The 26,350-nt window shown below is 30.4% G+C and carries 25 protein-coding genes; 10 read left to right on the top strand and 15 right to left on the bottom strand.

What is annotated here, in order from left to right; all coding sequences use genetic code 11:
* Positions 1-111: 111 nt before the first annotated feature.
* The 8 genes from EYW44_RS12430 to EYW44_RS12395 all read right to left on the bottom strand — a co-directional run bounded on the left by EYW44_RS12430 (position 112) and on the right by EYW44_RS12395 (position 7,010).
* On the bottom strand, positions 112-747 hold the full coding sequence (locus tag EYW44_RS12430) for a porin family protein (RefSeq protein ID WP_132723981.1): 636 nt from the start codon (positions 745-747) through the stop codon (positions 112-114).
* Positions 748-787: 40 nt separating this feature from the next.
* On the bottom strand, positions 788-1,741 hold the full coding sequence (locus EYW44_RS12425; RefSeq protein WP_132723980.1) for a transketolase family protein: 954 nt from the start codon (positions 1,739-1,741) through the stop codon (positions 788-790).
* A 53-nt stretch (positions 1,742-1,794) separates the two neighbouring features.
* Positions 1,795-2,373, bottom strand: coding sequence for a Maf-like protein (locus tag EYW44_RS12420; RefSeq protein WP_132723979.1), 579 nt, complete (start codon positions 2,371-2,373; stop codon positions 1,795-1,797).
* Entirely contained in the window at positions 2,370-2,831 is a 462-nt protein-coding gene (gene smpB / locus EYW44_RS12415; protein WP_207893779.1) for an SsrA-binding protein SmpB, read from the bottom strand. The genes EYW44_RS12420 and smpB overlap by 4 nt, the downstream gene beginning before the upstream one ends.
* Positions 2,832-2,875: 44 nt before the next feature.
* Entirely contained in the window at positions 2,876-3,487 is a 612-nt protein-coding gene (locus tag EYW44_RS12410; RefSeq protein WP_132723977.1) for a YcxB family protein, read from the bottom strand.
* 51 nt (positions 3,488-3,538) lie between these two features.
* Entirely contained in the window at positions 3,539-5,074 is a 1,536-nt protein-coding gene (locus EYW44_RS12405) for a hypothetical protein (protein ID WP_243643655.1), read from the bottom strand.
* A 16-nt stretch (positions 5,075-5,090) separates the two neighbouring features.
* A complete protein-coding gene (locus tag EYW44_RS12400) occupies positions 5,091-5,705 on the bottom strand; it encodes an SPOR domain-containing protein (RefSeq protein WP_132723976.1) in 615 nt (204 codons plus the stop codon).
* A gap of 126 nt (positions 5,706-5,831) precedes the next feature.
* Positions 5,832-7,010 (bottom strand): THUMP-like domain-containing protein, encoded by a 1,179-nt coding sequence (locus tag EYW44_RS12395; protein WP_132723975.1) that lies wholly within the window; start codon positions 7,008-7,010, stop codon positions 5,832-5,834.
* 96 nt (positions 7,011-7,106) lie between these two features.
* Between EYW44_RS12395 and EYW44_RS12390 the strand changes: the two genes are divergently transcribed.
* Positions 7,107-7,973, top strand: a complete 867-nt coding sequence (locus EYW44_RS12390) for an outer membrane beta-barrel protein (protein WP_132723974.1) — start codon at positions 7,107-7,109, stop codon at positions 7,971-7,973.
* 53 nt (positions 7,974-8,026) lie between these two features.
* Here EYW44_RS12390 and EYW44_RS12385 read toward each other — a convergent pair whose 3' ends face one another.
* Positions 8,027-8,563, bottom strand: a complete 537-nt coding sequence (locus EYW44_RS12385) for a YfiT family bacillithiol transferase (protein WP_132723973.1) — start codon at positions 8,561-8,563, stop codon at positions 8,027-8,029.
* Between the two features lie 334 nt (positions 8,564-8,897).
* Here EYW44_RS12385 and lon point away from each other — a divergent pair, with 334 nt between their 5' ends.
* Positions 8,898-11,357 (top strand): endopeptidase La, encoded by a 2,460-nt coding sequence (lon, locus tag EYW44_RS12380; RefSeq protein ID WP_132723972.1) that lies wholly within the window; start codon positions 8,898-8,900, stop codon positions 11,355-11,357.
* An 86-nt stretch (positions 11,358-11,443) separates the two neighbouring features.
* Here the strand turns inward: lon and EYW44_RS12375 are convergent, their stop codons facing one another.
* Positions 11,444-14,284: a TonB-dependent receptor gene (locus EYW44_RS12375; protein ID WP_132723971.1), complete on the bottom strand. Its 2,841-nt coding sequence runs from the start codon at positions 14,282-14,284 to the stop codon at positions 11,444-11,446.
* 194 nt (positions 14,285-14,478) lie between these two features.
* Between EYW44_RS12375 and ychF the strand changes: the two genes are divergently transcribed.
* Positions 14,479-15,570, top strand: a complete 1,092-nt coding sequence (gene ychF, locus EYW44_RS12370) for a redox-regulated ATPase YchF (RefSeq protein ID WP_132723970.1) — start codon at positions 14,479-14,481, stop codon at positions 15,568-15,570.
* 177 nt (positions 15,571-15,747) lie between these two features.
* On the opposite strand, the gene EYW44_RS12365 is transcribed toward ychF, so the two are convergent.
* From EYW44_RS12365 to ruvX, 5 genes are all read right to left on the bottom strand, one after another.
* Complete coding sequence (locus EYW44_RS12365; RefSeq protein ID WP_132723969.1) at positions 15,748-16,302, bottom strand: thioredoxin family protein; 555 nt, start codon at positions 16,300-16,302, stop codon at positions 15,748-15,750.
* 153 nt (positions 16,303-16,455) lie between these two features.
* Positions 16,456-17,241 (bottom strand): nucleoside triphosphate pyrophosphohydrolase, encoded by a 786-nt coding sequence (gene mazG, locus EYW44_RS12360; protein ID WP_132723968.1) that lies wholly within the window; start codon positions 17,239-17,241, stop codon positions 16,456-16,458.
* A gap of 3 nt (positions 17,242-17,244) precedes the next feature.
* Positions 17,245-17,670, bottom strand: coding sequence for a DUF5606 family protein (locus EYW44_RS12355; protein ID WP_132723967.1), 426 nt, complete (start codon positions 17,668-17,670; stop codon positions 17,245-17,247).
* Between the two features lie 11 nt (positions 17,671-17,681).
* Positions 17,682-18,266 (bottom strand): peptide deformylase, encoded by a 585-nt coding sequence (def, locus tag EYW44_RS12350; RefSeq protein ID WP_132723966.1) that lies wholly within the window; start codon positions 18,264-18,266, stop codon positions 17,682-17,684.
* A gap of 55 nt (positions 18,267-18,321) precedes the next feature.
* Positions 18,322-18,732 carry a Holliday junction resolvase RuvX gene (ruvX, locus tag EYW44_RS12345; RefSeq protein WP_132723965.1) on the bottom strand — a complete coding sequence of 137 codons (411 nt, stop codon included), beginning with the start codon at positions 18,730-18,732 and terminating at the stop codon, positions 18,322-18,324.
* Positions 18,733-19,157: 425 nt separating this feature from the next.
* On the opposite strand from ruvX, the gene EYW44_RS12340 reads away from it, so the two are divergent.
* The 7 genes from EYW44_RS12340 (at position 19,158) to EYW44_RS12310 (ending at position 26,111) form a co-directional block, all read left to right on the top strand.
* Complete coding sequence (locus tag EYW44_RS12340; protein ID WP_132723964.1) at positions 19,158-19,973, top strand: 2,3,4,5-tetrahydropyridine-2,6-dicarboxylate N-succinyltransferase; 816 nt, start codon at positions 19,158-19,160, stop codon at positions 19,971-19,973.
* A gap of 264 nt (positions 19,974-20,237) precedes the next feature.
* Entirely contained in the window at positions 20,238-21,635 is a 1,398-nt protein-coding gene (locus tag EYW44_RS12335; protein ID WP_132723963.1) for an RtcB family protein, read from the top strand.
* A gap of 499 nt (positions 21,636-22,134) precedes the next feature.
* Positions 22,135-22,878, top strand: coding sequence for a nucleotidyltransferase domain-containing protein (locus tag EYW44_RS12330; protein ID WP_132723962.1), 744 nt, complete (start codon positions 22,135-22,137; stop codon positions 22,876-22,878).
* A gap of 92 nt (positions 22,879-22,970) precedes the next feature.
* Positions 22,971-23,816 carry a metallophosphoesterase family protein gene (locus EYW44_RS12325; RefSeq protein WP_207893778.1) on the top strand — a complete coding sequence of 282 codons (846 nt, stop codon included), beginning with the start codon at positions 22,971-22,973 and terminating at the stop codon, positions 23,814-23,816.
* 19 nt (positions 23,817-23,835) lie between these two features.
* Positions 23,836-24,261, top strand: a complete 426-nt coding sequence (locus EYW44_RS12320; RefSeq protein WP_132723960.1) for a hypothetical protein — start codon at positions 23,836-23,838, stop codon at positions 24,259-24,261.
* Between the two features lie 19 nt (positions 24,262-24,280).
* Entirely contained in the window at positions 24,281-25,342 is a 1,062-nt protein-coding gene (locus EYW44_RS12315; protein ID WP_132723959.1) for a nucleotidyltransferase domain-containing protein, read from the top strand.
* Between the two features lie 67 nt (positions 25,343-25,409).
* A complete protein-coding gene (locus EYW44_RS12310; protein ID WP_132723958.1) occupies positions 25,410-26,111 on the top strand; it encodes a DUF434 domain-containing protein in 702 nt (233 codons plus the stop codon).
* Positions 26,112-26,350 lie beyond the last annotated feature (239 nt).

Genomic DNA, 26,350 nt, shown 5'->3' with positions numbered 1-26,350 from the left:
TAATTACTATCTACAAAATCAACAGTTATCTAAATAACATATTTTAATTAAAAAAGCTCAGTGGTAAAAATTACCATTGAGCTTTTTTAATTTTATAAAGAATAGTTGTTGTTAGAAACGGTATGTTAATCCAACTACTATTTGATTTACTCTAGTGTCAAATTTAGAAGTATCTGTACCTGTTGCTGAGATTAATTCTGATTCTACATCAGAAAAAGCTCTATCCCAACGAGCTTCAAGACCAATTTTACCTAATTCAATACCTGCACCAATATTCATACCAACAGTAAAACCATCTACAGTTGTTTTTGAAACAAGAGTATCAAAGTCTAAATCACCATCAATTACATATTGAAAAGAAGGTCCAAGATGGAAATAAGCAACCTTTAAGAACTTTTTTCCGATTAAAACAGGAACATCTATTTTTTGAAAGTCATATCTAGCAGGCTGAGGAATTACTGTTCCAGAAACTGCGTTAATAGAATTGACATTTACTTCACTTTTAATTGAAGTGTATACTAATTCAGGACGTACATACCAACCTACCATAGGTAATTTAACACGTAACCAAATACCAGCATGATATCCTGTTCTACTTTCAGCGTTACCATCAATAATATCGTCAGCAACTTCTAAAAAAGAATCAGAGTTATAGTTAATACCACCTTTAACACCAAAATGAATTTGAGCTTGTGAAAACTGAATAGATGCAATAAAAACACCTAGTAATAGAATTATTTTTTTCATAATGTTTGTCTTGTTAAAAATTAACGATTAAAAATATGAATTATTTTCTTGCAATAACCTTTTTAACAGCTGCTACAACAGCCTCATCGTTTATTTTATATTTTTTCATTAACTCTGCAGGAGTAGCTGATTCACCAAAAGTATCGTTTACAGCTACAAATTCTTGAGGAGTAGGATTGTTAGTTGCTAAACAACGAGCAACGCTCTCTCCTAAACCACCAAATTTATTATGCTCTTCAGCTGTAACAATACATTTTGTTTTAGCAACAGATGCTAAAATAGCTTCTTCATCTAAAGGTTTAATAGTGTGAATATTGATAACTTCTGCACTAATACCTTCCTTTTCTAATTGCTCAGCAGCCTGTAACGATTCCCAAACTAAATGACCTGTAGCTACAATAGTTACATCTGTTCCTTCGGTAAGTTTAATAGCTTTACCAATTTCAAATTTTTCATCAGTAGGCATAAATACAGGAACCTTTGGTCTACCAAAACGTAAATAAACAGGACCTTCGTGTTCTGCAATAGCTATAGTAGCTGCTTTAGTTTGATTGTAATCACAAGTATTGATTACTGTCATACCTGGTAACATTTTCATTAATCCAATGTCTTCTAATATTTGGTGGGTAGCACCGTCTTCACCTAAAGTTAAACCAGCATGAGAAGCACAAATTTTCACATTTTTGTGAGAATAGGCAATTGATTGTCTAATTTGATCATATACACGACCTGTAGAAAAGTTAGCAAAAGTTCCTGTAAAAGGAATTTTACCACCAATTGTCATACCAGCAGCAATTCCCATCATATTCGCCTCGGCAATTCCTACTTGAAAAAAACGTTCTGGGTGATTCTTTTCAAATTCGTTCATTTTTAACGAACCTGTTAAGTCTGCACATAAAGCAACCACATTTTCATTGGTTTTTCCTAATTCAGTTAAACCATCTCCAAATCCTGAACGTGTGTCTTTCTTCTCTGTAAATGTATATTTTTTCATTGTTGTGTTGTAAATTCTGCCCAAAAATAGTCTTTTTACGAAAAAAAAGAGGGCTATAAACTAATTAATTCTTTATATAATTTATGAACAGGTAATCCCATAACTGTAAAGTAACTACCTTCTATTTTGTCAATTCCTATTTTACCTATCCATTCTTGAATGCCGTAAGCACCAGCTTTATCATATGGTTGGTATGTTTTTATGTAAAAATCAATTTCATTATCAGTAAGTTCCTTAAAATAAACATCTGTTGTATCGTTAAATACTTTTTGAAGTTTTTTACTTTTTATACTTACAGAAGTTATTACTTGATGTTTATTATTAGAAAGACTTTTTAACATGGCAAAAGCCTCCTCATAATTCTTTGGTTTACCTAAAGCTTTATCATTCAACCAAACAATAGTATCTGACGTAATTAATAAGTCACCTTCAGTTAATTCAAGATCAAAAGGTTTTGATTTTAAATCGGCTAAAAAGTCAGTTATTTCTGTACCTTTTAAATGGTCTGGATATACTTCTTCTACTTCTTTTAAACGAATTTCAAAGTCTAAATGTAAATCTTTAAAAAATTGCTGTCTTCTAGGTGAACCAGAGGCAAGAATGATATTGAATTTTGATAGTGAGCTTATCATGAATTAAAGTTCTTTTTTAATCGAGCTAAATCACGTTTATTGTCTCTATCTTTAATATTCTGACGTTTATCGTGTGTTTTTTTACCTTTTGCTAAAGCAATATCTAGTTTAGCCCATCCTTTTTCATTTAAGAATAATCGTAAAGGAACAATTGTATTTCCTTTAGCTTCAACTTCTCTAGCGAGTTTTTTTAATTCTTGTTTATTTAATAGTAAGCGACGCTCGCTTTTTGGATTGTGATTGTAGTGATTCCCAAAGGCATATTCTTCAATATACATGTTTATCACAAACAACTCACCTCGATCATTAAATTCACAAAAGCTTTCTGTAATTCTAGCTTTACTTTGACGTATAGATTTAATTTCGGTACCCGTTAACTGAATACCAGCAGTATATTTATCTATAATCTCGAATTCAAATCGAGCTTTTTTATTCTGTATGTTAATTTTTTTCTGCATAATTCTACGGCAATTAAAAGCAAAGATAGGATTAATGATTTATGTTATTTGTTATCGAGTGTTTTTTTATGATTACTAGTAATTTTTTTTAATAATTCTATTAAAGCTTCCTTTTTTACTTCATCTAAACTATCTAAAGGTATTTCATATTCAGATATAGGTGCTTGAAGTTTATCAGAAAATAGGTGTAGAAAATTATTATCTATTTTATAAGTATAAAAGTATTCCCATTGAATTTTACTCTCACTAAGTTTTGTCTTTTTAGAAAAATAAGATTCATCAAATACAAATTCAATATTAGAATTTAATTTTTTTAATTTGGCAAGTCTTTTATCTAAAGCTAATTTTATTACTTTTTTACCTTTAAGAAAATCTACAAGCCTGAGTAGGCTAGCTATTAAAAGACCAATTCCTATACCAAAATGAGCATAATAGTTATTGTAAATTATTGTAGTATTTCCGTTTACAGTAGTTGTTGATTTAAAATCATATGAATTAATAAGAGTCGAAATAATAAGAATTAAACCCAAAATCAAACCTAATATACTTAATAACATTCTTTTATTGCTAAACGAATATTCAATGATTCTTTGGTTTTTATTTTTAAGATAATCATCAATATTTGTAATTGTAATTTTTATGGTATTATTAATCATAACATTTTATGATTTTAAAATAATTAGATTCAGTTATTTATTTTTTAAATACTATTTCGCTATTAAATAAGAGATATCATATGAAATACCAAAATTAGCAAAAACAGTACTCAATTGCCCACCTCTAGCTTTTACATATCCAATACCACCTTTTAAACTTAAATTATTAGATACATTTATATTAATACCTGCACTTGGTTTTACAATTAAACCTTGACCAGTACTAATTCCACCACCACCAGCGGCACCTCCTAATATTTGAGCAAATACAGAAACACGATCATTAAAAAAGTTATTAGATTGTACTCCTAAACCAACAATTCCTTCAGCATAGGCACCAGCATCACCGAAATTAGCAAATGAAGTTTGACCAGCACCGTATAGATACTTATTCAAGAAAAAGTTAATTTGTAAAGAAATTTGATGCATGTCTTGCTTAAAATTACCATTTCGTTGGGCTCCTATGTACCAATCTTGTTTTACTATGGTTTGAATTCCTTTAAACTTTCCTTTAGAAGGAGTTTCATAGTCTGTAGTAATTCCATCTTTGTCAACATAATATTTTAAACCAAATCCTAGAGTAGATGAAAGGAAATGTGAGTCAGGACTCATTAAATATCCTTTATTAATTGATAAGTAAACCTTGTCAAATAGTTTTTGTTCAATAGAAATATCAGGATAAATTAAAAAACCGCCTTTACTATCTACGCCACCGCCACCTCCGGCACCAACACCAAATTTGGCTTGAATATTCGTACGGTTTTTATTCATAGATAAATGATAACCACCACCTAAAAAGATATCCATATAACCAGCAGGAATACCACTGTAAGCACCATCAGCTTTTACAAAGAAGAACCAATTTTTATTGAAAAAAGAGTTTAATTCAAATCCTGCTAAGCGAATAGTTCTACCTGCCATAGACTCCCCTGTACTAAACTTAGAATCACCTTTTACAGATAAGTTGTTCAAATGAACCATTAAAGACAATCTACTAGAAGGCTCTTTCCATTCAATAAGATTTAAATCATCAACAGAGAAACTCTTCTCTTTGTTTTTAAAATCAGAGAAGTTAAACGATAAAGGAATTTGAACAGCAGCATATAATTGATGTCCTTTAATATTACCACCATCAAAAAAGTTTACATAACTCCAACCAGAACTAACAGTAAAAGCATCAAAATCGTATCCAATATTTGCGTGAGGTAAAATAAAGGCACCACCACCATCAGGAGCAGAAGCACCACCACCGCCTCCAAAATGGAAACCAGTATCTAAAAATAGTTTATCAGTTATATTAACTTTAGCTCCAGCATTTATTCCAAGAGTAAAAAAACCACCTCTAATTCCGCCAACAGCACCATAAAAACCTAAACCTCCGTATGCCCAGTTATTTAGCATAACATTATAATGAATACCTGTAAAATCCATATTAGGTTCTTCAAAAGGCATTTTTATTGGTAGGAAATCTATTTGAGCATAGCCTTTTTGAACTTTTTTAGTTGGAACTTTTTCTTGAGCATAAAAAAAATGAACGCTTATTGTTAAAGCTAACACAAGCGTTCTTTTAAAATGATTGATTATCATTAGTATATTTTAAAATTTAGTATGGATTTTCAATTTCTTGTCTTTGTCCGTTAACATATGAAGCTACAAAAGCATCTTCAAATCCCATATTAACTAAAGCTTTTCTGAATTTTTGAGCTTCTTTTAAAGAATCAAATAAACCAACAGAATATCTTAAGTATTCATCATTTGTTAGGGTACCAGCGATAGTTTTTGATAAAACAGGATAATTTCTTTCAGTTAAAGCAGCAATTTGAACAGAATATAATTTTTGTCCGCTAACTTCTGATTTTAAATTTTCAACAGCTTCAGATGCAGTTAAAGAGTCTTCATTATTTTCATCATCATCATCATATGAATCATCAGCATAGCTAGAAGCGTCACTAATACTATCTAAAACTCTAGTAGCTTCTTGCTTTTTAATTTCATTAACATTAACAGAAGAACCATTTTGATAAAAGTAAACGGCAAAAGCAATAGCAACACCAGCAAAAAAGCTAAGTAAAATATTTCTATTTCTTGCTGTACTTTTAATATCTCCAATTTCTTCAATACGTTCGCTTATTTCAATTTCTAAAGCTTCATTCTTGATATTTAAGTCTTTAATTTCTTGTTGTAAGTTTTCTAACTCTTGATCGTTTAAGAAAGGCATTGATTATCTGATTAAATTATGCAAGCTAAAATACAAATCTTTATGAATTTGTGTATAATAAAACAAAAAATAACCTTCAATAAAGAGTTAATTATGGCTTTTAGAGGTTAAAATCAGTAAGGAATCCTATACTTTTTCAGTAAGAATAAACACTTTTTGATTGTTGCTTAATGTTGTAAAAAACACATAACTATCGCCACCATCTTGTATTTTGTGATCCTTTTTTAGTTGATTTACTGTTTTTGGAAAGTTTCTAATACTGATATTCGCTTTTTTACCAGATAGTTTTTTTGAACTGTTTTTTTTATTGTAAGGAACAACTTCTTTTACCTCAAATTTTCTTCCTGGAAATTCAATCAACTCATTAGAAGTGTACAAATGTGTATGTTCATGTAATTTATGGACTTTAAATTCAGTACATAAATTATGAAAACCACCAGATTTTAAGATGGCAGCATTTGGTTCGTATAGGTATTTTAAAGGTTGACTGTATTCTTTAATAGATACTTTCTCAGAGAAAATAAAATCAAAGGTTTGTTGATTGTTTTTAGTGAAGTTAATAGTTTTAATAAGAATATCTTCTTCGTAATTCTTCTCTAAAACAAAAAGCAATTCTTTCACTTCATTTTCTACAGCTACTATGTGTATTTCTTTTGTATTTGTTAACTCTCCAACAGCAGAAGTAATGTCGAGTAGCGGAGATGTTTTTATGAATATGTTATTACTTTTAGAAAACAGTAAGTCAATATGTAAAGGAACATTTGGTAGACAGTCTTTTAAAAAGAATACCTTATTTTTTTGTTGATCTCTTCTAGATGGATCAATATAAATCCAATCTATTTTTGAAGAAATTTGTTCAATGTACTTTATACCATCTATGGCTTTTGTTTCAATATTAGAAACTTTTAATTCTTTTAGATTATAAGCAACTATTTCAGATAATTCAGCATTAATATCACAGTGTATAACCTGATTCATTCTTTTTGAAAAGTAAAAAGAATCAACACCAAAACCACCAGTAACATCAACTAAAATATCACCATTAACTAAACCAGCTTTATATTTGGCAGTAATTTCAGATGAAGATTGTTCTATGGAAACTTTTGGAGGATAAAATATCTTTTCAGAGGTAAACCAAGTAGGTAATTTCCTTTCACTTTTTTGCTTAGCAGCTATTTGATTGGCAAGCTCCTGAACAGTTACATTTTCAAAAGGACTTCCTTTAAGAATTATTTGTACAATATCTTGTTTTAAGTTTTTTTTGATAAACTCTTGTACCTCAGGTGATAAAATTTTTGTATTCAAAAAAGATTAAAAATAATGACTAATAAATGCGAAATTACTAATTTTTTTTTATGATTTTCGCAGCCATTATTGCAAATACAAATTAATATTTAATTTATGAAAAAAACATTTATCACAGTGTGCATGTTATTGGTTTCAGTGGTGGCGAGCGCACAATTTTACATTTCTGGTAGTTTCGGATATTCATTATCAACGGCAGATGTTCGTTTAGGAACTACTACTACTTTGAATGGAGAAAAAGTTAATTATGGTACATATGGAGAAGGATTACAAACTCAGTTTAGAACTGGTTATTTCTTTAACGAGAAATGGGGAGTTGAACTAGGTTTTGGTTATTTAGATGGAGCAGATCAAAACATTATGAATGTTTCAGGTATTCCTACTCAACCAGAAGTAGATTTATTTGCTAGAGGAAGAGCTTACGGTGCTTCTTTATCTGCTGTTTACAATATTACAGAGAATTTTTACGGAAGAGCTGGTTTAGTAACTAAAGTAGCTGGTAGAACTGAATTAGTTGGTTCTATTGATGGTGTAGCTTTACCTGCAGGTTCTTTGCCAGGTGTTGGAGTAGACACTACATTAGATGTTGATTTTGTTCACGATTTTGAAGGTAGATTCCCTTTAGGTTTTATTGGTGCTATTGGATATAAACATAAATTATCTGACCATGTTGCTTTATTTGGAGAAGTTGAGTACTTAGGAATAAGTGTTACTAGAGATGTTTCTACAATGAGCGAGTTTGATGCTACTATTAGAGAAACAGGAACAAGTTTAGGAATTGATACTGTAAGAGCTATTTTCTTAGCTAGCGATCCTAACAGTGCAGTAGCTACTCTTTTCCACAATAATATTAATTATGTTGATGAATTACCTTTAGGTAATACTGATGCTACTAAGCAATTATCAGTAACAGCTCCATATTCATCTTTTGGAGTTAACTTTGGTATAACTTATACATTCTAAGGTTTACAAACTTGATAAAATAAAAAAGAAGCTGCTGAAAAGTAGCTTCTTTTTTATTTCCATTTCTTTCGTATGAGTAATTGATTAATGTGTTCATAATGATGTTGGCAATGCCATGCATATATACCTATGTTTTCATTCAGTTTTACTTTTTCATTACCATCTGGATGGATAAAATATTTTTCTAAGTCAGTTTCAGTTAAGCCTTTTAAAAAATATGTCCATTTGGCATGAAGCGCTTTTAAAGAATTGATAGATAGATTTATTGGAGCAAATTTTGAATCAAACAATTCAGCCCAACGGTCTTCATAATAAGCTTTAATTATAGGGGCTTCCTCTGTTAAAGTCCATTTAAATCTGGTGTAAGAGTTATGATGACTATCTGCACAATGATGAATTACTTGTCTAATAGTCCAACCGCCATCTCTATAGCAAGTATCCAACTGACTTTTAGAAAGATTCTTGGTTAAATAATCTAACTCTGAAGGGAAATTCTCAATAACTTCAATCCAAGTTTTAATGTGTTCAGGATTTATAACTTTAGGTATATTAGGTTTACCAATAGGATATTTTAAGTCTTCTAAATTCATTTTTAGCTTATTTGGATATTGTAAAAATAAATAGGATTTAATGTTTATACCAAAGTATCATTAAAAAACAACATATTTTAGTAAGTGTTTGTATTTCATTTCGTTTAAATAAACAGCAAACCTTATTGAAAATGAGTGTTATTAGTTTATTTTTTTATTGTTAAATTCTAGTAAACAAATAGTCCCACTTGGCATAACTATTGACTATTATAATGGTATATGATACTAGGTTTTAGTTTAGGTCGTTTAAATACAGTGCTTTATGCTGTTTAGAGTTATATGGGTTTTACGACTTTACAAAGCAAAATGTCATAATGACAGATAAAAAAAGAATATGAGTAAATCAAAGATTATACATTTAGACAATTTGTCTCTTCAAGATATGATAAACGAAGATTCTGAGTTAATTCCTTTATTAACTCCAGAAGACGAAGAGATTATTAATAAAGAAGAGATTCCTGAAGAATTACCAATATTACCATTAAGGAATACGGTATTGTTTCCAGGAGTTGTTATACCTATTACAGCGGGTAGAGATAAATCTATTCAGTTGATAAAAGATGCTAATAAAGGAAATAAAACGATTGGAGTAGTAGCTCAACGTAATAGTGAGGTTGAAGATCCAACTTCTGATGATATTTATCATACAGGAGTAGTTGCGCAGATTTTAAGGGTTTTAAAAATGCCTGATGGAAATACAACTGTTATTATTCAAGGTAAAAAGCGTTTTGAGATAGTTGAAATGGTTCAGCAAGATCCATATATGAAAGCTAAAGTTCAAGAAGCAAAAGAAGAAAGAGAAATTGATGACAAGAAAGAGTTTGACGCAATTATTGATTCTATAAAAGAGTTAGCTTTAGAAGTAATTAAGGAAAACCCTATGTTACCTTCAGAAGCATCTTTTGCGATTAAAAATATTCAATCTAATTCATTTTTGGTGAACTTTATTTCCTCAAATATGGATTTAAGTGTTTCTCAAAAACAAGTTTTATTAGAGAAAGATAACTTAAAAGAAAGAGCTCTTTTAACATTAAAGAATTTAAATAAAGAGCTTCAAAAGTTACAATTACGTAACGATATTCAATCAAAAACAAGATCTGATTTAGATAAGCAACAACGTGAATATTATTTAAACCAGCAGTTAAAAACTATTCAAGAAGAATTAGGAGGCGTTTCTCACGATCAAGAGTTGGAAGAAATGCGTACCAAAGCCAAAACTAAGAAGTGGAACAAAGAAGTAGCTGAAAGTTTTGAAAAAGAATTGAATCGTTTAAAACGTATGAATCCACAAATGGCTGAATACGGAGTACAACGTAATTATTTAGAGCTAATGTTAGAGTTACCTTGGGGAGAATATTCTGAGGATAAGTTTGATTTAAAAAAGGCTCAAAAAATATTAGATAGAGATCATTTTGGTTTAGAAAAGGTTAAGGATCGTATTATTGAACATTTAGCCGTTTTAAAACTTCGTGGAGATATGAAATCTCCAATTATATGTTTATATGGACCTCCAGGAGTTGGTAAAACATCTTTAGGAAAATCTGTTGCTGAAGCATTAGGTAGAAAGTATGTTCGTATGTCTTTAGGAGGTTTGAGAGATGAAGCAGAAATTAGAGGACATCGTAAAACATATATAGGAGCTATGCCTGGTCGATTAATTCAAAACATTAAGAAAGCTGGTACTTCTAATCCGGTTTTTGTTTTAGATGAAATAGATAAATTGAGTCAAAGTAATCAAGGCGATCCTTCTTCAGCAATGTTAGAAGTATTAGATCCAGAACAAAATACTGAGTTCTACGATAATTATTTAGAAGTTGGTTATGACTTATCCAAAGTATTATTTATAGCAACAGCAAATAATATCAATCAAATTCCTTGGGCATTAAGAGATCGTATGGAGATTATTAATGTAACAGGATACACAATTGAAGAGAAGATAGAGATTGCTAAAAAGTATTTGTTACCAAAGCAATTAAAAGAACATGGCTTAGATGTTAATCATTTAAAACTTGGGAAAAGTCAGATTGAAAAAGTTGTTGAAGGTTACACAAGAGAATCTGGAGTTCGTGGTTTAGAAAAGCAAGTAGCTAAAGTAGTACGTTTTGTGGCTAAATCTATTGCAATGGAAGAGGAGTATAATGTAGAATTAACTCTAGAAGATATTGAAACAATCCTAGGACCAGCAAGGTTAGAGAGAGATAAATATGAAAATAATGATACAGCTGGTGTTGTTACTGGTTTAGCTTGGACTAGAGTAGGAGGAGATATTTTATTTATCGAATCAATTTTATCTAAAGGAAAAGGGAATTTATCAATTACAGGTAACTTAGGAACTGTAATGAAAGAATCTTCTACAATTGCAATGAAGTATATAAAATCTAATGCTGAAGATTTCGGAATTAAACCTGAGGTTTTAGATAAATATGATGTTCATATTCATGTTCCTGAAGGTGCTACTCCTAAAGATGGACCAAGTGCAGGTATTACTATGTTAACTTCATTGGTTTCTGTTTTCACTCAACGTAAAGTGAAAAATAAAATAGCAATGACTGGTGAAATCACATTACGTGGTAGAGTGTTACCTGTAGGTGGAATTAAAGAGAAAATATTGGCTGCCAAGAGAGCTAATATTAAAGAGATTATTTTGTGTGCAGATAATAAAAGAGATGTAGATGAAATTAAGCAAAGCTATCTTAAAGGTTTAAAGTTTCACTATGTTACTGAGATGAGTGAGGTTATTGATATAGCTTTAACAAAACAAAAAGTAAAAAATGCTAAAAAGTTAGGTAAATAATAAACTTACTTTTTGCAAAATATATAAAGTAAAAGCCCAAAACTTAATAGTTTTGGGCTTTTGTTTGTTTACAAATTTTCTATTATTTAGAATCTATAGTTTATAGATAAGTTAAATAATGTTCCTAATTGACTGAAATGGTAACCATCGTACGTCATTTGAGAGTAACGTTGGTTAAATGTAATTAAGTTAGATTGGTTTTGAATTGGTGTTAAACCAGTTGAAGTAACTGTAGTATCATTAATGATAGCTTGACCTGTAGCATTTTCAGCAACAAATTCCCACTCAGGTAAAACATTTAAAATATTGTTGATGTTAGCAGCAATAGTAATCTTTTCAGTTACATTATAATTAATACCTAAATCTGTAACGATTTTAGGAATAAATTCAGTTCTTAAATTATCGTCTAAACCTTGTTGTTTAAATGTAGTTTTTCCGAAATATGTATTATTTAAAGAGAAAGAGAATTTATCAATATCATACGTAGTTCCTAAAATCCATTTAGTTTGTGGTCTAGAAGTGAAGAATAAAGCTTCTTGCGTAGCATTTACAACTGATTGTCCAGAATTAGCAGCAAAAGCTGGATTTTTTACAGCTCCATCACGCTCATTTTGAATAGTGTAGTTTCCTGATAAGTTGAACCCTAATTTTCCTTCACCTAATTCAAGATTTTTATAGTTAAGTACTACATCTAAACCAGAAGTTTTTGTATCAATAGCATTCACAAAGAAACTAACATCAGATAAACCAGCAAATGCAGGAGTACTTGGAGGAGTTAATTCAGTACTTAATACAATTCTGTCATCTACTGCAATATTGTAATAGTCAATAGTGAAAGAGAAGTTTTTAAAAGGCTTACCACCAAGACCTACTGTAAAGTTAGTTGATTCTTCAGCCGTTAATTTTGGAATACCTAATAATCTAGCTTGTGGAGAGATGTTGTTTACTAATCCTCCAACTTGAATACCTTGACCAGGTACAAAGCTATATTGCGCTTTTTGAGTGTAAATTTGATGTAAAGTAGGAGCTCTAAATCCTGTAGAAACAGAAGCTCTTAACGTATACTTATCATCAGCAAACTTGTAACGAGAACTAGCTTTCCAAACAAAAGTACTACCGAAATCTGAGAAGTTTTCAGCTCTTACTGTACCATTTAATAAGAAGTCTTCAGAAATATCCCAAGCAACATCGAAATATCCACCTAAGTTATAACGATTAAAGTTTCCAGAATTCTCTGGTAAATTACCAGCAAAAGAATCAGCACCACCACCATCGTAAGAAGCTAAATCACCTTCAATTACCTCAAAGTTTTCTGTTCTAAACTCAGCACCAACAGCAATTGCTATTTGGTCAGATAACCTTTTTGAAATATCAATATTTCCAACTACATGATTAAATGAAGTTCCTCCTGGATCAAAACTAATAGGACTATTTTCTCTATATAAATTTGTTCCTTGAATTAATTCAACTCCTTCATTAGGGTCAATAGTACCATCACCGTTTAAGTCATATTCAACTACATCAACAACACCATTTCCGTTTAAATCTCCAACGTATGTGTTAGGACTAAGTACAGTATTTCTATTATGTGAGTTGTTTACTTTATATGTTTGTTGATTTCCACCAATTGTAATACTTCCATCAACATTCCAGTCATTAATTTTAGATTTAAATCCTAATGTAGCATTGTAATCATTTAAGTCACCTTCAAAAGTAGGTACATATCCATCATACCCTCCTGGATTTGTTGGATGATTTCCTGGGAAAAAGTTCGCTAAATATGGAAAATCAGTTATAGTTCTCCAGTATGGGGTTCTATAATTAGCAAAACTACTTACTTTTTTATAAACATAAGCAGCATTAAAATATAACTCAGTTTCTTTACTTAAATCAACACCACCGTTAATTAAAAACTTAGCAGCTGTAGTTTCAGGAGATCCATTTACATTTCCAGCATCAGGTCTTCTAGATAAAAACTCTTGAACATCTGCTAAACTAGCACCAAAATCAGCAGCTTCACCTTCAGCACTTACAGTACCTGGTCTGTTAGCTAAAGCAGTTTTAGAAAAATCAACAGTATAATTAATGAAGCCTTTATCATCACCAATTTCACTACCATCATTTACACTAACACCTAACATTTCTCCGTCACCTTCACCAGTAATACCAGCTCTAAAAGTAGCAGATCCTTTTTTGTAGTCATCTTTTAAAATGATGTTCATTACCCCAGCAATCGCATCAGAACCATATTGAGCAGATGCACCATCACGTAAAATTTGAATTGTTTTAATTGCATCAGTAGGGATACCAGAAATATCAGCACCAGTTTCACCACGACCTGGAGAAGTTTGTGTATATAAAAGGGCACTTAAGTTTTTACGTTTACCATTAATTAAGATTAATGTTCTACTTGGTCCCATATTTCTAATTTCATATGGATCTAATAAAGAAGTAGCATCATTAACAGGAGTATTTACCGTGTTAAAAGATGGTATTTTATACTGTAAAGCTTTGTCAAAAGTTGTTTGTCCTGTAGCTTGTAGTTCTTTTACACCAACAATATCTACTGGTAATGGGCTAGAAGTGTTACTTCTTGGAGGAGTTCTAGATCCAGTTACTACAACCTCATCTAATTCTAATCCTTCTTTTAATACTATAGTTAATTCAGTTTTACCTCCTACTGCTACTTCTTTTGTATCAAATCCAGTGAAACTAACAACTAATGTTGCATTTTCAGAAACACTTAATTCAAAAAGACCGTTAAAATCTGTAGACGTACCGTTAGAAGTTCCTTTTTCAACAACACTCGCCCCTGGTAGTGGTTCGTTATTAACATCTACCACTTTTCCTTTAATTTTTGATTGTGATAGCACATGAAATATACTACCAATGAAGAATAACAAAATCAATAGTTTTGTTTTTATCATAATATTAATATTTGGTTAATAAGGGATAAATCTATTTATTTTTTTTTAATTGAATAAATGTTTTAGTCAATTTTTTTTACGCAAACGTTTTTTTTGTTGCATTATGTGTAATTTTTTGCTCCTGTAAAGCTATCTATAAATAACTATTAAAATGCAAAATAAAATAGTACATTTGCAGCGCTAAAATATAGAATATGAAAGCCGGAATTGTAGGATTACCTAATGTAGGAAAATCAACTTTATTTAATTGTTTATCGAACGCTAAGGCGCAGAGTGCAAATTTTCCTTTTTGTACTATTGAACCAAATTTAGGAGTAGTTAATGTTCCAGATTCAAGATTAGAAAAACTGGAAGAATTAGTTAATCCAGAAAAAGTAATACCTGCAACTGTAGAAATAGTTGATATTGCTGGTTTAGTTAGAGGAGCAAGTAAAGGTGAAGGTTTAGGAAATCAGTTTTTAGCAAATATTAGAGAAACTGATGCGATATTACATGTATTACGTTGTTTTGATAATGATAATATTGTACATGTTGATGGTTCTGTTGATCCTATTAGAGATAAAGAAACTATTGATATAGAATTACAGTTAAAAGATTTAGAAGCTGTTGAAAAGCGTTTAGAGAAGGTTAAAAGAGCTGCTAAAACTGGTAATAAAGAAGCTAAGGCTGAATTAGAACTTTTAGAAAGAATTCAAGCTACATTAATGGAAGGAAAATCTGTTAGAGCTTTAGAATTTACAGAAAAAGAAGAGGAACTAGTAAAGTCAATGCAGTTTATTACTGCTAAGCCTGTATTATATGTGTGTAATGTAGATGAGTCTTCTGCCAAAGATGGTAATGCATATGTTGAAAAGGTTAGAGAAGAAGTAAAAGATGAAGATGCTGAAATTATTGTATTAGCAGTTGCAACTGAAGCCGATATTACTGAATTAGAAGATTATGAAGAGCGTCAAATGTTTTTAGCTGACATCGGTTTAGAAGAGCCAGGTGTTTCTCGTTTGATTCGTTCAGCATATAAATTATTAAACCTACAAACATATTTTACAGCTGGTGTAAAAGAAGTTAGAGCTTGGACAATTCCTGTTGGAGCTACTGCTCCTCAAGCAGCAGGTGTAATTCATACTGATTTTGAAAAAGGATTTATTCGTGCTGAAACTATTAGTTACGAAGATTATGAGTCTTATGGGTCTGAAGCAAAAGTGAAAGAAGCTGGTAAAGTTAGAGTAGAAGGTAAAGAGTATGTAGTTGCAGATGGTGATGTAATGCACTTTAGATTCAATGTGTAATTTTTAGATTTTAAAAAGGAGTTAAGTAGTGAAGGAGTAGAGGAGTTAAGTAGGTTTTTGAAAGCACTATTTTAGATATAAAAAACGCCGATTATTTAAAAATAATCGGCGTTTTTTATTTGTAGGAATTGGAGAGAAATAATTCGTAATTCCTAATTCCACATTCGTAATTAAATATTATTTCCATTTAATATTACACCCCATACTTGGTTTCTGGTTGTCTAAAATTGATTTTTCGTTTAATAAAGCATCAATAGCATCTCTAAAATCTTTTCCAGTAACAGGTTTGTCATTTCCTGGTCTAGAATCATCTAATCGACCATGATATACAGCTTTTAAATCCTCATCAAATAAATATAAATCAGGAGTACAAGCAGCATCATAAGCTTTAGCTACTTCTTGAGTTTCATCATATAAGTAAGGAAAAGGATATTTTAATTTTTCAGCAAGCTCTTTCATTAATTCAGGACGATCTTGCGGATAGTTTTCCACATCATTGCTACTTATAGCAATAAAGCTAATTCCTTTTTGATTGTAGTCATTTGCTAATTTTACCAATTCTTCATTTACATGAATAACAAAAGGACAGTGATTACAAATAAAAAAGATAGCAGTACCTTTTTTTCCTTTTACTTTTGAAAGATTTACAAGTTCGTTATTAATAGTATTGGTAAGTTCAAAATTAGGAGCAACTTTTCCTAATTCAAATATGTTTGATTCTGTTAAAGCCATTTCTTTGAGTTGTAAAGTTTTTGTTATAAGAATTGTTCTAAGTGTATTTTTTATTACGTAACAACTTCATAAAAAATACTCGAACTAACATTTATAAAACTGTAATATTTTTAAATTAATATTAGTTGTTTTATGTTATACAATATAAAATATTTACTTAAAATACTTTTTAGATTTCTCCCAGATTTCATCCATTTCGGTTAAACTCATGTCTGAAAGATCTTTTCCTATTTTTTTAGCTTCTTGTTCTAAGTATTGGAATCTATTGATGAATTTTTTATTGGTACGTTCTAAAGCATTTTCAGGATTAACTTTAATAAAACGTGCATAATTGATCATAGAAAATAAAACATCTCCAAATTCTTTTTCAATGTTTTCTTGATTTCCTTTTTCTATTTCTTCATTTAATTCAGTAAGTTCTTCTTGCACTTTTTGCCAAACCTGATGTGGTTCTTCCCAGTCAAAACCAACGCCAGCAACTTTATCCTGAATTCTGTTTGCTTTTACCATTGCAGGTAAACTTCTCGGAACACCTTCTAAAACAGAGTTTTTACCTTCTTTTAACTTAATTTGTTCCCAGTTTTGCTTTACTTGTTCTTCATTTTCAGCAATAACATCACCATAAATATGCGGATGTCTTTCAATTAATTTATCAGAAATTGAATTGGCAATATCAGCTATATCAAAAGCATTTTTTTCATTTCCTATTTTAGCATAAAAAACGATGTGCAAAAGCACATCGCCTAATTCTTTTTTTAGTTCCTCTAAATCATTGTCTAAAATAGCATCACCTAGTTCGTAAACTTCTTCAATAGTTAAGTGTCTTAAACTTTCTAATGTTTGTTTTCTATCCCAGGGACATTTCTCACGAAGCTCATCCATGATATCTAACAAACGATTAAAAGCTTCCAACTGTTGTTTACGACTATTGTTTGGCATATGTTATTCTTCTTCTTCAGATGAAACAGTTTCTTCAACATTTATAGTAGCAAAGTCAAATCCTGCTTGTACTAAAATGTTATACCATTGTAATACTTTCTTAATATTTGAAGTATAAACTCTTTCCTCGTCAAAGTCTGGTAAAACTTCAGAGAAATAAGATTTTAAAGTATCGTTGCTTTCTTTGTGTGAAATAGCCTCTTTGTTATCCTCTTTTTGAGCGATATTTGTAAAAACATCTCCTAAAGGTACATCTTCTTCATAAGTAAAGATGGCTATATTTTCTAATAAACTTACATTATGAGTAGCTGTAATAGGCATTCTTTTACCATCTACTAATGATTTAACAATTACTCCTGTTTTAGTTTGTGATAAAATTTCAAAAAGTCCTGGCTTACCAGAAACAGCTATTATTTTACTAAATTCCATAAATAATTCAATTATCTTTTTAAGTTAGGAAAACGCATTCTGTATCCAGAATTAACTTTCCCTTTTGATATATTTTCTAATTTTTTCTTGATTAATCTTTTCTTTAATGATGATAATTTATCTGTAAATAAAACACCATCAATATGATCATATTCATGTTGAAAAACTCGTGCAGCTAATCCAGATAATTTTTCTGTGTGCTTTTCAAAGTTCTCATCATAATACTCAACTGTAATTGTAGGTTTTCTCCAAACATCTTCTCTAACATCAGGTATACTAAGACATCCTTCATTAAAAACCCACTCTTCACCTTCTTCTTCAAGAATTTTAGCATTTATAAATACACGCTTAAAATCTTCTAAAACTTTGCGTTCTTCTTCTTCTAAAGTGTCATCTTCGGCAAATGGAGAAGCATCAATAACGAATAAGCGAATGGCTTTTCCTATTTGAGGAGCAGCCAAACCAACACCAGAAGCATTGTACATGGTTTCTTTCATGTTTGCTACTAACTCATCTAGTTTTGGATATTCTTTATCAATCTCTTTTCCTACCTTTCTTAAAACAGGATCACCATAAGCAACTATTGGTAAAATCATATTCAGTTCTATTTTTAATGCACGCAAAAGTACAAATAACGATGTTTACTTTAAATTATTTGCTGTATAAATATGATTGCAAAATAATTGTAGCACTAATTTCATCAACTAAAGCCTTATTTCTTCGTTGTTTTTTCTTAAGTCCACTATCAATCATTGTTTGAAAAGCCATTTTAGAAGTAAATCGCTCATCTACACGTTTAATAGGCATTTGAGGGATTTGTTTTTGAAGTTTTTCTAAGAAATCTTTAATTAATACTTCACTTTCACTATCGGTGTTATCCATTTGTTTCGGTTTACCAATAACAAAAAGTTCTACATTTTCTTTAGAAATATAATCTTTTAAAAAAGGAAGTAGTTCTTTAGTATCAACAGTTGTTAATCCAGAAGCTATAATTTGTAATTCATCAGTAACAGCTAATCCTGTTCTTTTTAAACCAAAGTCTATTGCAAGTATTCGCGCCAAATTATTTTTTATTTTGTAGCAAAATTAATCATTTTTACTTTTAGTAAGCAGTTTGCAGTTTTTTAGTTTACAGTAAAGTTCTTTCAGTCTCTTAGCTTTTTCAATTATCAATGTTAGTAGACAGTTTCCAGCTTTTCAATTAACAATTATCGGTGATCAATTATCAATGTTAGTGGACAGTTTGCAGTTTTTTAGTTTACAGTGAAGTTCTTCTAGCTTCCAACTTCAAGCTATAAAAAGTCTCTTCTCTCTTTTCTCTTCTCTCTTTTCTCTTCTCTCTTTTCTCTTCTCTTCTCTCGATTCTGATACAATACTAATTGTAGATCATCAATGATTTTAAACAAGTAAATATTTTTTGTTTAAAAAATGTATTTTCGGCGGAAGAAATAACACACTATTTTATATTTGTACAAAATATATAACCAATGACAGAGATTCAATCTATTATAGAAAAAGCTTGGGATGACAGAGCCCTTTTACAACAAGAAGAAACTACATCAGCAATCAGAAAAGTAGTTGATTTATTAGATGCAGGAGAACTTCGTGTAGCAGAACCAACAAATGATGGTTGGCAAGTAAACGAATGGGTTAAAAAAGCGGTAGTTTTATATTTTCCAATTCAACAAATGGAAACTTTAGAAGCTGGTATTTTTGAATATCACGATAAAATTCCATTAAAAAGAAATTACAAAGAGAAAGGAATTCGTGTAGTACCAAATGCTGTAGCAAGACATGGAGCTTATATTTCTGCGGGTACTATTTTAATGCCTAGTTATGTAAATATTGGAGCTTATGTTGATGAGGGTACAATGGTTGATACTTGGGCAACGGTAGGTTCATGTGCACAAATTGGTAAAAATGTACATTTATCTGGTGGTGTAGGTATTGGTGGTGTATTAGAGCCTTTACAAGCTGCTCCTGTGATTATTGAAGATAATGCTTTTTTAGGTTCTCGTAGTATTGTTGTTGAAGGAGTAAGAGTAGAAGAAGAAGCTGTTTTAGGTGCTAATGTGGTATTAACAGCATCTACTAAAATTATTGATGTTACAGGTGATGAGCCAGTAGAAATGAAAGGAAGAGTTCCTGCTCGTTCTGTTGTGATTCCTGGTAGTTATACTAAAAAATTCCCAGCAGGTGAGTTTCAAGTACCTTGTGCATTAATTATAGGTAAACGTAAAGAAAGTACAAATAAGAAAACATCATTAAACGATGCTTTAAGAGAGCACAACGTAGCGGTGTAAGTATTTATTTAAATAAATTTAAAAGAGAGACTAGTTTTTAATTAGTCTCTTTTTTTATTTTGTTACTTTTTGTTTTAATAGTCTGATTAACTTCAAGAAAAATGATTTTTTTGAAAATAAATTTAATTACGTAAGAAGATTGCGCAATATGATTGGATGTTTGCAGTGTAATTATGAAAAAACGATTATAAAATTACAATTTGTAAATTACTCAATAAGATACTAGAATAAAAAAATAGAAATAAATTATAAATTATAATATATATGGAAACGAAAAGAATAACAGGACATGATTTAATTGAATTAGGATTTAAATCGGGAAAATGGATGAAAGAAGCATTAGATCATATAAATGAAAATGAATTACAAGGAGAAGAAATGTTAATGTATTTAGAACCATTTCGTCCTGGACCAGAAATTGAATTATTAGAAGAACCAGTGGCTTTTAATATCAATATAAAGGCAGAAAATGAATTAGAAGAAGATAATGTTGAGAAAGTAATTACTTCTATGGAAGTTTTAATGAAAACACCAACATTAGTGAACGGTGCTGTGATGCCAGATGCTTGTCCGACAGGACCAGCAGGAACCATTCCAGTAGGAGGTGTAGCAGTTGCCAAAAACGCGATACATCCAGGAATGCATAGTGCAGATATTTGTTGTTCGGTGATGTTAACCGATTTTGGTAAAGCAAATCCTAAAAATGTATTAGATGCAGCACATAGTGTAACACATTTTGGATATGGAGGACGATCTAGAGAGAATCAATTTAGATTTCCTGCAGATTTATTAGAAGAAATTGAAAACAACATCTTTTTAAATGATAAAAAAAGTATTTCTGTAGCACGCTCTCATTTAGGAACTCAAGGAGATGGAAATCATTTCTTGTTTGTGGGGATTTCTAAAAAAACAGGAAATACTATGTTAGTTACGCATCATGGAAGTAGAGGGTTTGGAGCTAATTTGTTTACAAAAGGAATGAAGGTAGCGGAACAGTTCAGAAGAGAATTGTCACCTAAAACATTAAAACAAAATGCATGGATTCCTTACGATACAGAAGAAGGAAAAACATATTGGGAAGCTTTGCAAATTATCAGAAAGTGGACGAAAAAGAATCACGAGGTATTGCACGATGCTACTTTAGAGAAATTAGGTGTTCAAAAAGAGAATAGATTTTGGAACGAGCACAATTTTGTGTTCAAAGATGGTGACTTGTTTTACCACGCGAAAGGTGCTACTCCTTTAGATCCAAAGTTTATGCCAGATATAACTGGACCAAGATTGATTCCTTTAAATATGAGCGAGCCGGTATTAATTGTATCAGGAAAAACTACGAACAGTAATTTAGGATTTGCACCTCATGGAGCAGGACGTAATGTTAGTAGAACACAGCATAGAAAGAGTAAAACAGGTACAGTTGAAGAGATTTTTGTTCAAGAAACGAAAGGTTTAGATGTACGTTTCTTTTCTAATGAAATTGATATTACGGAGTTACCATCTGCATATAAAAATGCTGAAGCTGTTCGAAATCAAATGTCAGAATACGGTTTAGGAGAAGTGATTGATGAAGTGATGCCTTATGGTTGTATTATGGCTGGAGACTGGGAGAAAAATGCTCCATGGAAACGTAGAAAGAAGAAAAGAAAAAGTAATAAAAAATAGTATAGAACATTAAAAACGTTTGTATAAGATTCATAATTATGTCAGTTCGAGCGCAGTCGAGAACATTTAAACCTTAACAATCAAATAAGGTTTCGACTGCGCTCAACCAGACATTATAATAATCAATAATTTAGGTTGTTGTAGTTGTTGATTTAAAGGTGAAAAAGTTGTATAAAGAAAAATTTGAATTTAAGCTTAGCATAAAAATGCAAACAAAGAAAGGAGCACTGTATTAGGTTTTAACAAAAAACTTAATACAAAATGAAATCGTACAGTAATAAAAAGTACTACAATTTTAAAAAATCACACAAAAGAAAAAAACGTACAAGATCAGCAAAAATCTATTGGAAAAGCAATAACTGGGAATACAGACGATTTTTTAGACAACAGTATCGAACAAAATGTAAAGTTATACTAAGAAAACAAATAGAAGGTTGTGAAATAACATATCCGCTTTATAGAAAAACGCTTTGGTGGGAATATTAAAAGATAAGAAACAATGGAAGAAAGAATTTTAGAACATTTAGCACAAATAGAAAAAGAAAGAAATATAGAGATTCTATTTGCAGTAGAATCGGGGAGTAGAGCTTGGGGCTTTGCTTCACCAGATTCTGATTATGACATCCGTTTTGTGTACAAGCATAAAAAAGAATGGTATTTGAATCTTTGGGAAACAAAAGACACTATTGAGTTTATGACCGAAGATGATTTAGATGGATCTGGTTGGGATATTAGAAAAGCATTGCGTTTACTGGCAAAGTCTAATGCTTCGTTTACAGGTTGGTTATTTTCACCGGTAGTTTACAGGGCTAACGAACAGTTTTTAGAAGAATTAAAGCAATTGGCAAATGAAAATTTCAATCCAATAGCAGGATTTCATCATTTTCATGCTATGAATAAAGGTTTTGAAGAAACATTAGGCACAGACAAAATGACCTTGAAAAGTTTCTTTTATACCATTCGTACTGCCTTGTGCGCAAATTGGATTGCAAAAAAGAATGCAATTCCGCCAGTGTACTTTAAAGAAATGTATGAATTACTACCAGCCGATTATCATGCTAAAATAGATGCGGTAATTCAACTAAAGAGTGAGCGAATAGAAAAGAGTACCGATCCTGTATCGGAAGAGTTAATCACTTTAGTTAGACAAATAATTGCTGAAAATAATTCGTTACGAGATAGCTTACAACATACAAAAGCAAATCAAGAAGCATTTAATAGTTTCTTTTTTAAGTATGTGTAATACAGCAAAACCTTACAGGTATCAAAACCTGTGAGGTTTGTATTGTTAGAGTCTATTGTAAATAGATAAGTCAGTATTTAAAAACATAAATAATGAGAATTGCTATTTTTTCTGACGTTCATGGTAAAATTTTATTGCCTTTTAAAATGGTAAGTGAATATCAAAGAAAATATAATGAAAAAATCGATCTAATAATTCAATGCGGAGATATTGGAGCATATCCAGATTTAGAAAATTTAGATAAAGCGACTATGCGTCATGCTAAACGAGATAAAGATGAATTAGGATTTCATTATGACTTCACGAAGTATAACAAAGATATTGCTGCATTTTTGAAGCATTTAGATGTGCAAATGATATGTGTACGAGGCAATCATGAAGATCATGATTTTTTAGACGATTTAGAGCATAAATTTATTGATGACGAACGATTTCCTATTGATGTTTACAATTATGTGTGGCTTTGTAAATCTGGAGAAGTTCAATATTTTAATACAGAAGATGAAAATTTATCGTTTGTTGGTTTAGGTAGAATAGGAGACAGAAAAGATAGGCAAGAGAAAAGATTCATTCAGAAATATGAATTTGAAAAAATAGAAAAACTATTTAATTCTTTAAATCTTTACGATTTACTGATAACACATGATGCTGATAATACAGAAGAAATAGGATATGGATCAAAAGAAATAAGAGAAGTTTTAAATCATATGCCTTTCCAATATCATTTTTATGGTCATACAGGTAAAGATTTCAGTTCAAAAATAGATCAAAATGGAATTACTCAATCTATTAAAATAAAAGAGTTAGAATTTGATTCACAAGGAAAATTACCTGAGAATTGTATGCTGATTCTTGAAAAAGAAGAAGAGTTTAATTTGAAAAAGGTTCCTGTTTCTTTTATCAACTTATTTACAAAAGAAAATTGGAGAAATAAGTAAATTATTAGAGCTTATAAAAATGAAATTGGAAGAACTTAAATTAAAAAGACAGCTTAATGTTAACGAGCAAATACTTTTAAAGAAACATTATATTATAGAAAAAGCTAAATTTTGGAGAGAAAAAGGGTTGCCAGAACCAATAAAGAGCCTTTTAAAAGAGTATAGGATTAATACTGATACATGTATTGTCTTACAATATGATCAAGATCTTATATGGGGAAGTACAGACGAAGGTTTGTTATTGACAGAAGAAGGCAGGTTTTACGAGTTTGATGCTGATCTTACTAAAGATAAAAGTAAATTAATTGAATTGTACAGCTTCATAGAGGTAACAGCTCAGTATAGCATAAAAGATAAGGTAAAAGGATGCGGTAAAACAGAAGGATTTATAGCTATGGAAGTTCTAAAAGAGTTAAATAGTAATAAAAGAAAAGAAATTGTATAACTTTCAAGAAAAATAAAAAATGACAATAGAGGAACTAAAAGAATCAGGAGCAATTATTTTTGAATGTATAGGTGGAAGTAGGGCATACGGGTTGCAAACACCAACTTCTGATACAGATATAAGAGGCGTATTTATTTTACCGAAAGAAAAGTTTTATTCGTTAGATTATATCGGACAGATAAATAATGAAACAAATGATATCGCTTATTACGAGTTAAGAAAGTTTATAGAACTATGTGCAAAAAACAACCCGAACATTTTAGAAATGCTAAATGTACCTGAAGATTGTATTTTGTATAAACATCCATTGTTTGATGAAATTAAAAAGAAATACTTCTTATCAAAACTATGTAAAAATACTTTTGCTAATTATGCTTTTACACAAATAAAAAAGGCTAGAGGGTTGAATAAGAAAATTGTAAACCCTGTAGATAAAGAACGAAAAGATATAGAAGATTTTTGTATGATTTTAGAAGGAAAAAAATCAATTCCTTTAAAAGAGTATGTAACTAAGAATAGTTTAGAAACACAGTTTTGTGGATTGGCTAAAATTCCGAATATGAAAAACTGTTTCAATTTATTTTATAACGAATCATTAAAATATCAGGGAATTGCAAGAGAAAATGCAAATGAAGTATGTACAAGTTCTATTCCGAAGGAAGAAGAGCCAATAGCTATGTTATACTGTAACCTGGAAGGATATTCATCGTATTGTAAAAAATACAAAGAATATTGGTCTTGGGTAGCAAAAAGAAATGATGAGCGTTATAAGAATAATATTTCTCATGATAAAAACTATGATGCCAAAAACATGATGCATACATTTCGTTTGTTACATATAGCTGAAGATATTGCTAAAAACAATAACATCACAGTCAGAGTAAGTCCTTCAGAAAGGGAGTACTTATTTAAAATCAAAAACGCAATGTTTGAGTATGATGATTTGGTTAAAGAAGCAGAAGAAATAAGAGATCAATTAGAAGCTTTGTATGAAGTATCTGCACTACCTGAAAAACCTAATCTAAGCTTGGTTAATGAATTATTAGTTGATATTAGAAATAAGTTTTATAATCAAGTGTGAGTTAGTTTTAGAGGTAATTAGTAATACTATTTAACTTGTAAAATACTTAACTACTAAAAAATATAAAATGCCAAAAAACAGAGGAAAAGAAGGACGTGATGATTATTTGTTTGGAGAAGCATTTATGCAACGAAAAATAAAAGAAGCAGTATTTGATATGTCTTTTTTATTAGAAAGAGGCTATGGAGAATCATCGTCATGTGATTTAGTAGGAAATCGTTATAAATTAAATAAGCGTCAGCAACAAGCAATCAAAGGAATGTCTGCTGCAGCCAGTAAAGTAGAAACTAGAAAGAGAGTAGAGGTGTTATTTTCTGATTTAAAAGATCAAACATTAATAATAGATGGTTTTAATCAATTAATTTTATTGGAGAGTTTTCTTTCAGAAGCATATATTTTTAAAGGACAAGATGGAGCTTATCGCGATTTGTCTTCTTTGCATGGTACCTATAAAAGTGTCAATCAAACACATGAAGCAATACAAATGTTAGCCGATTTTTTTAAAGATCACCACGTAAAAAAGGTTATTTGGGTTTTCGATAAGCCTGTTTCTAATAGTGGAAGAATGAAAACCAAATTAGAACAGGTTGCTAGTGATAACAATTATGAATGGGATGTTCTGTTAGATAATAATCCAGATAAAATGATAGCTAATAGTGAATATATTGCTATAACTTCTGATGCATGGATTTTAGATAGGTCAAAAGCATGGTGTAATATTTTAGATTTTTTTATATCAGACGAATATCATTTATTATTAAATGTATAGATGTAAAGTTTTGAATATCAAAAAAACAAGAAAATATTTGCTTAACATATGTTAATTTGTTATATTTGAATAGAGATTAGGAGTATTATCAGAAATGATAAGATTATTACCAAAAATTAATAGACTATTTACAGTAATAGTAATTAATAAGATGCGAATTATACTAGCCCCCCGATGTAATTCGCATTTTTTTGTATATTGTTTTTAATAATCAATTGAACATCAGAAAAAAACAAGAA

Origin of the sequence: Tenacibaculum sp. M341, from assembly GCF_004337695.1 — a bacterium.
Lineage (GTDB): Bacteria > Bacteroidota > Bacteroidia > Flavobacteriales > Flavobacteriaceae > Polaribacter.
This window is presented reverse-complemented; position numbering and strand designations above follow the sequence as displayed.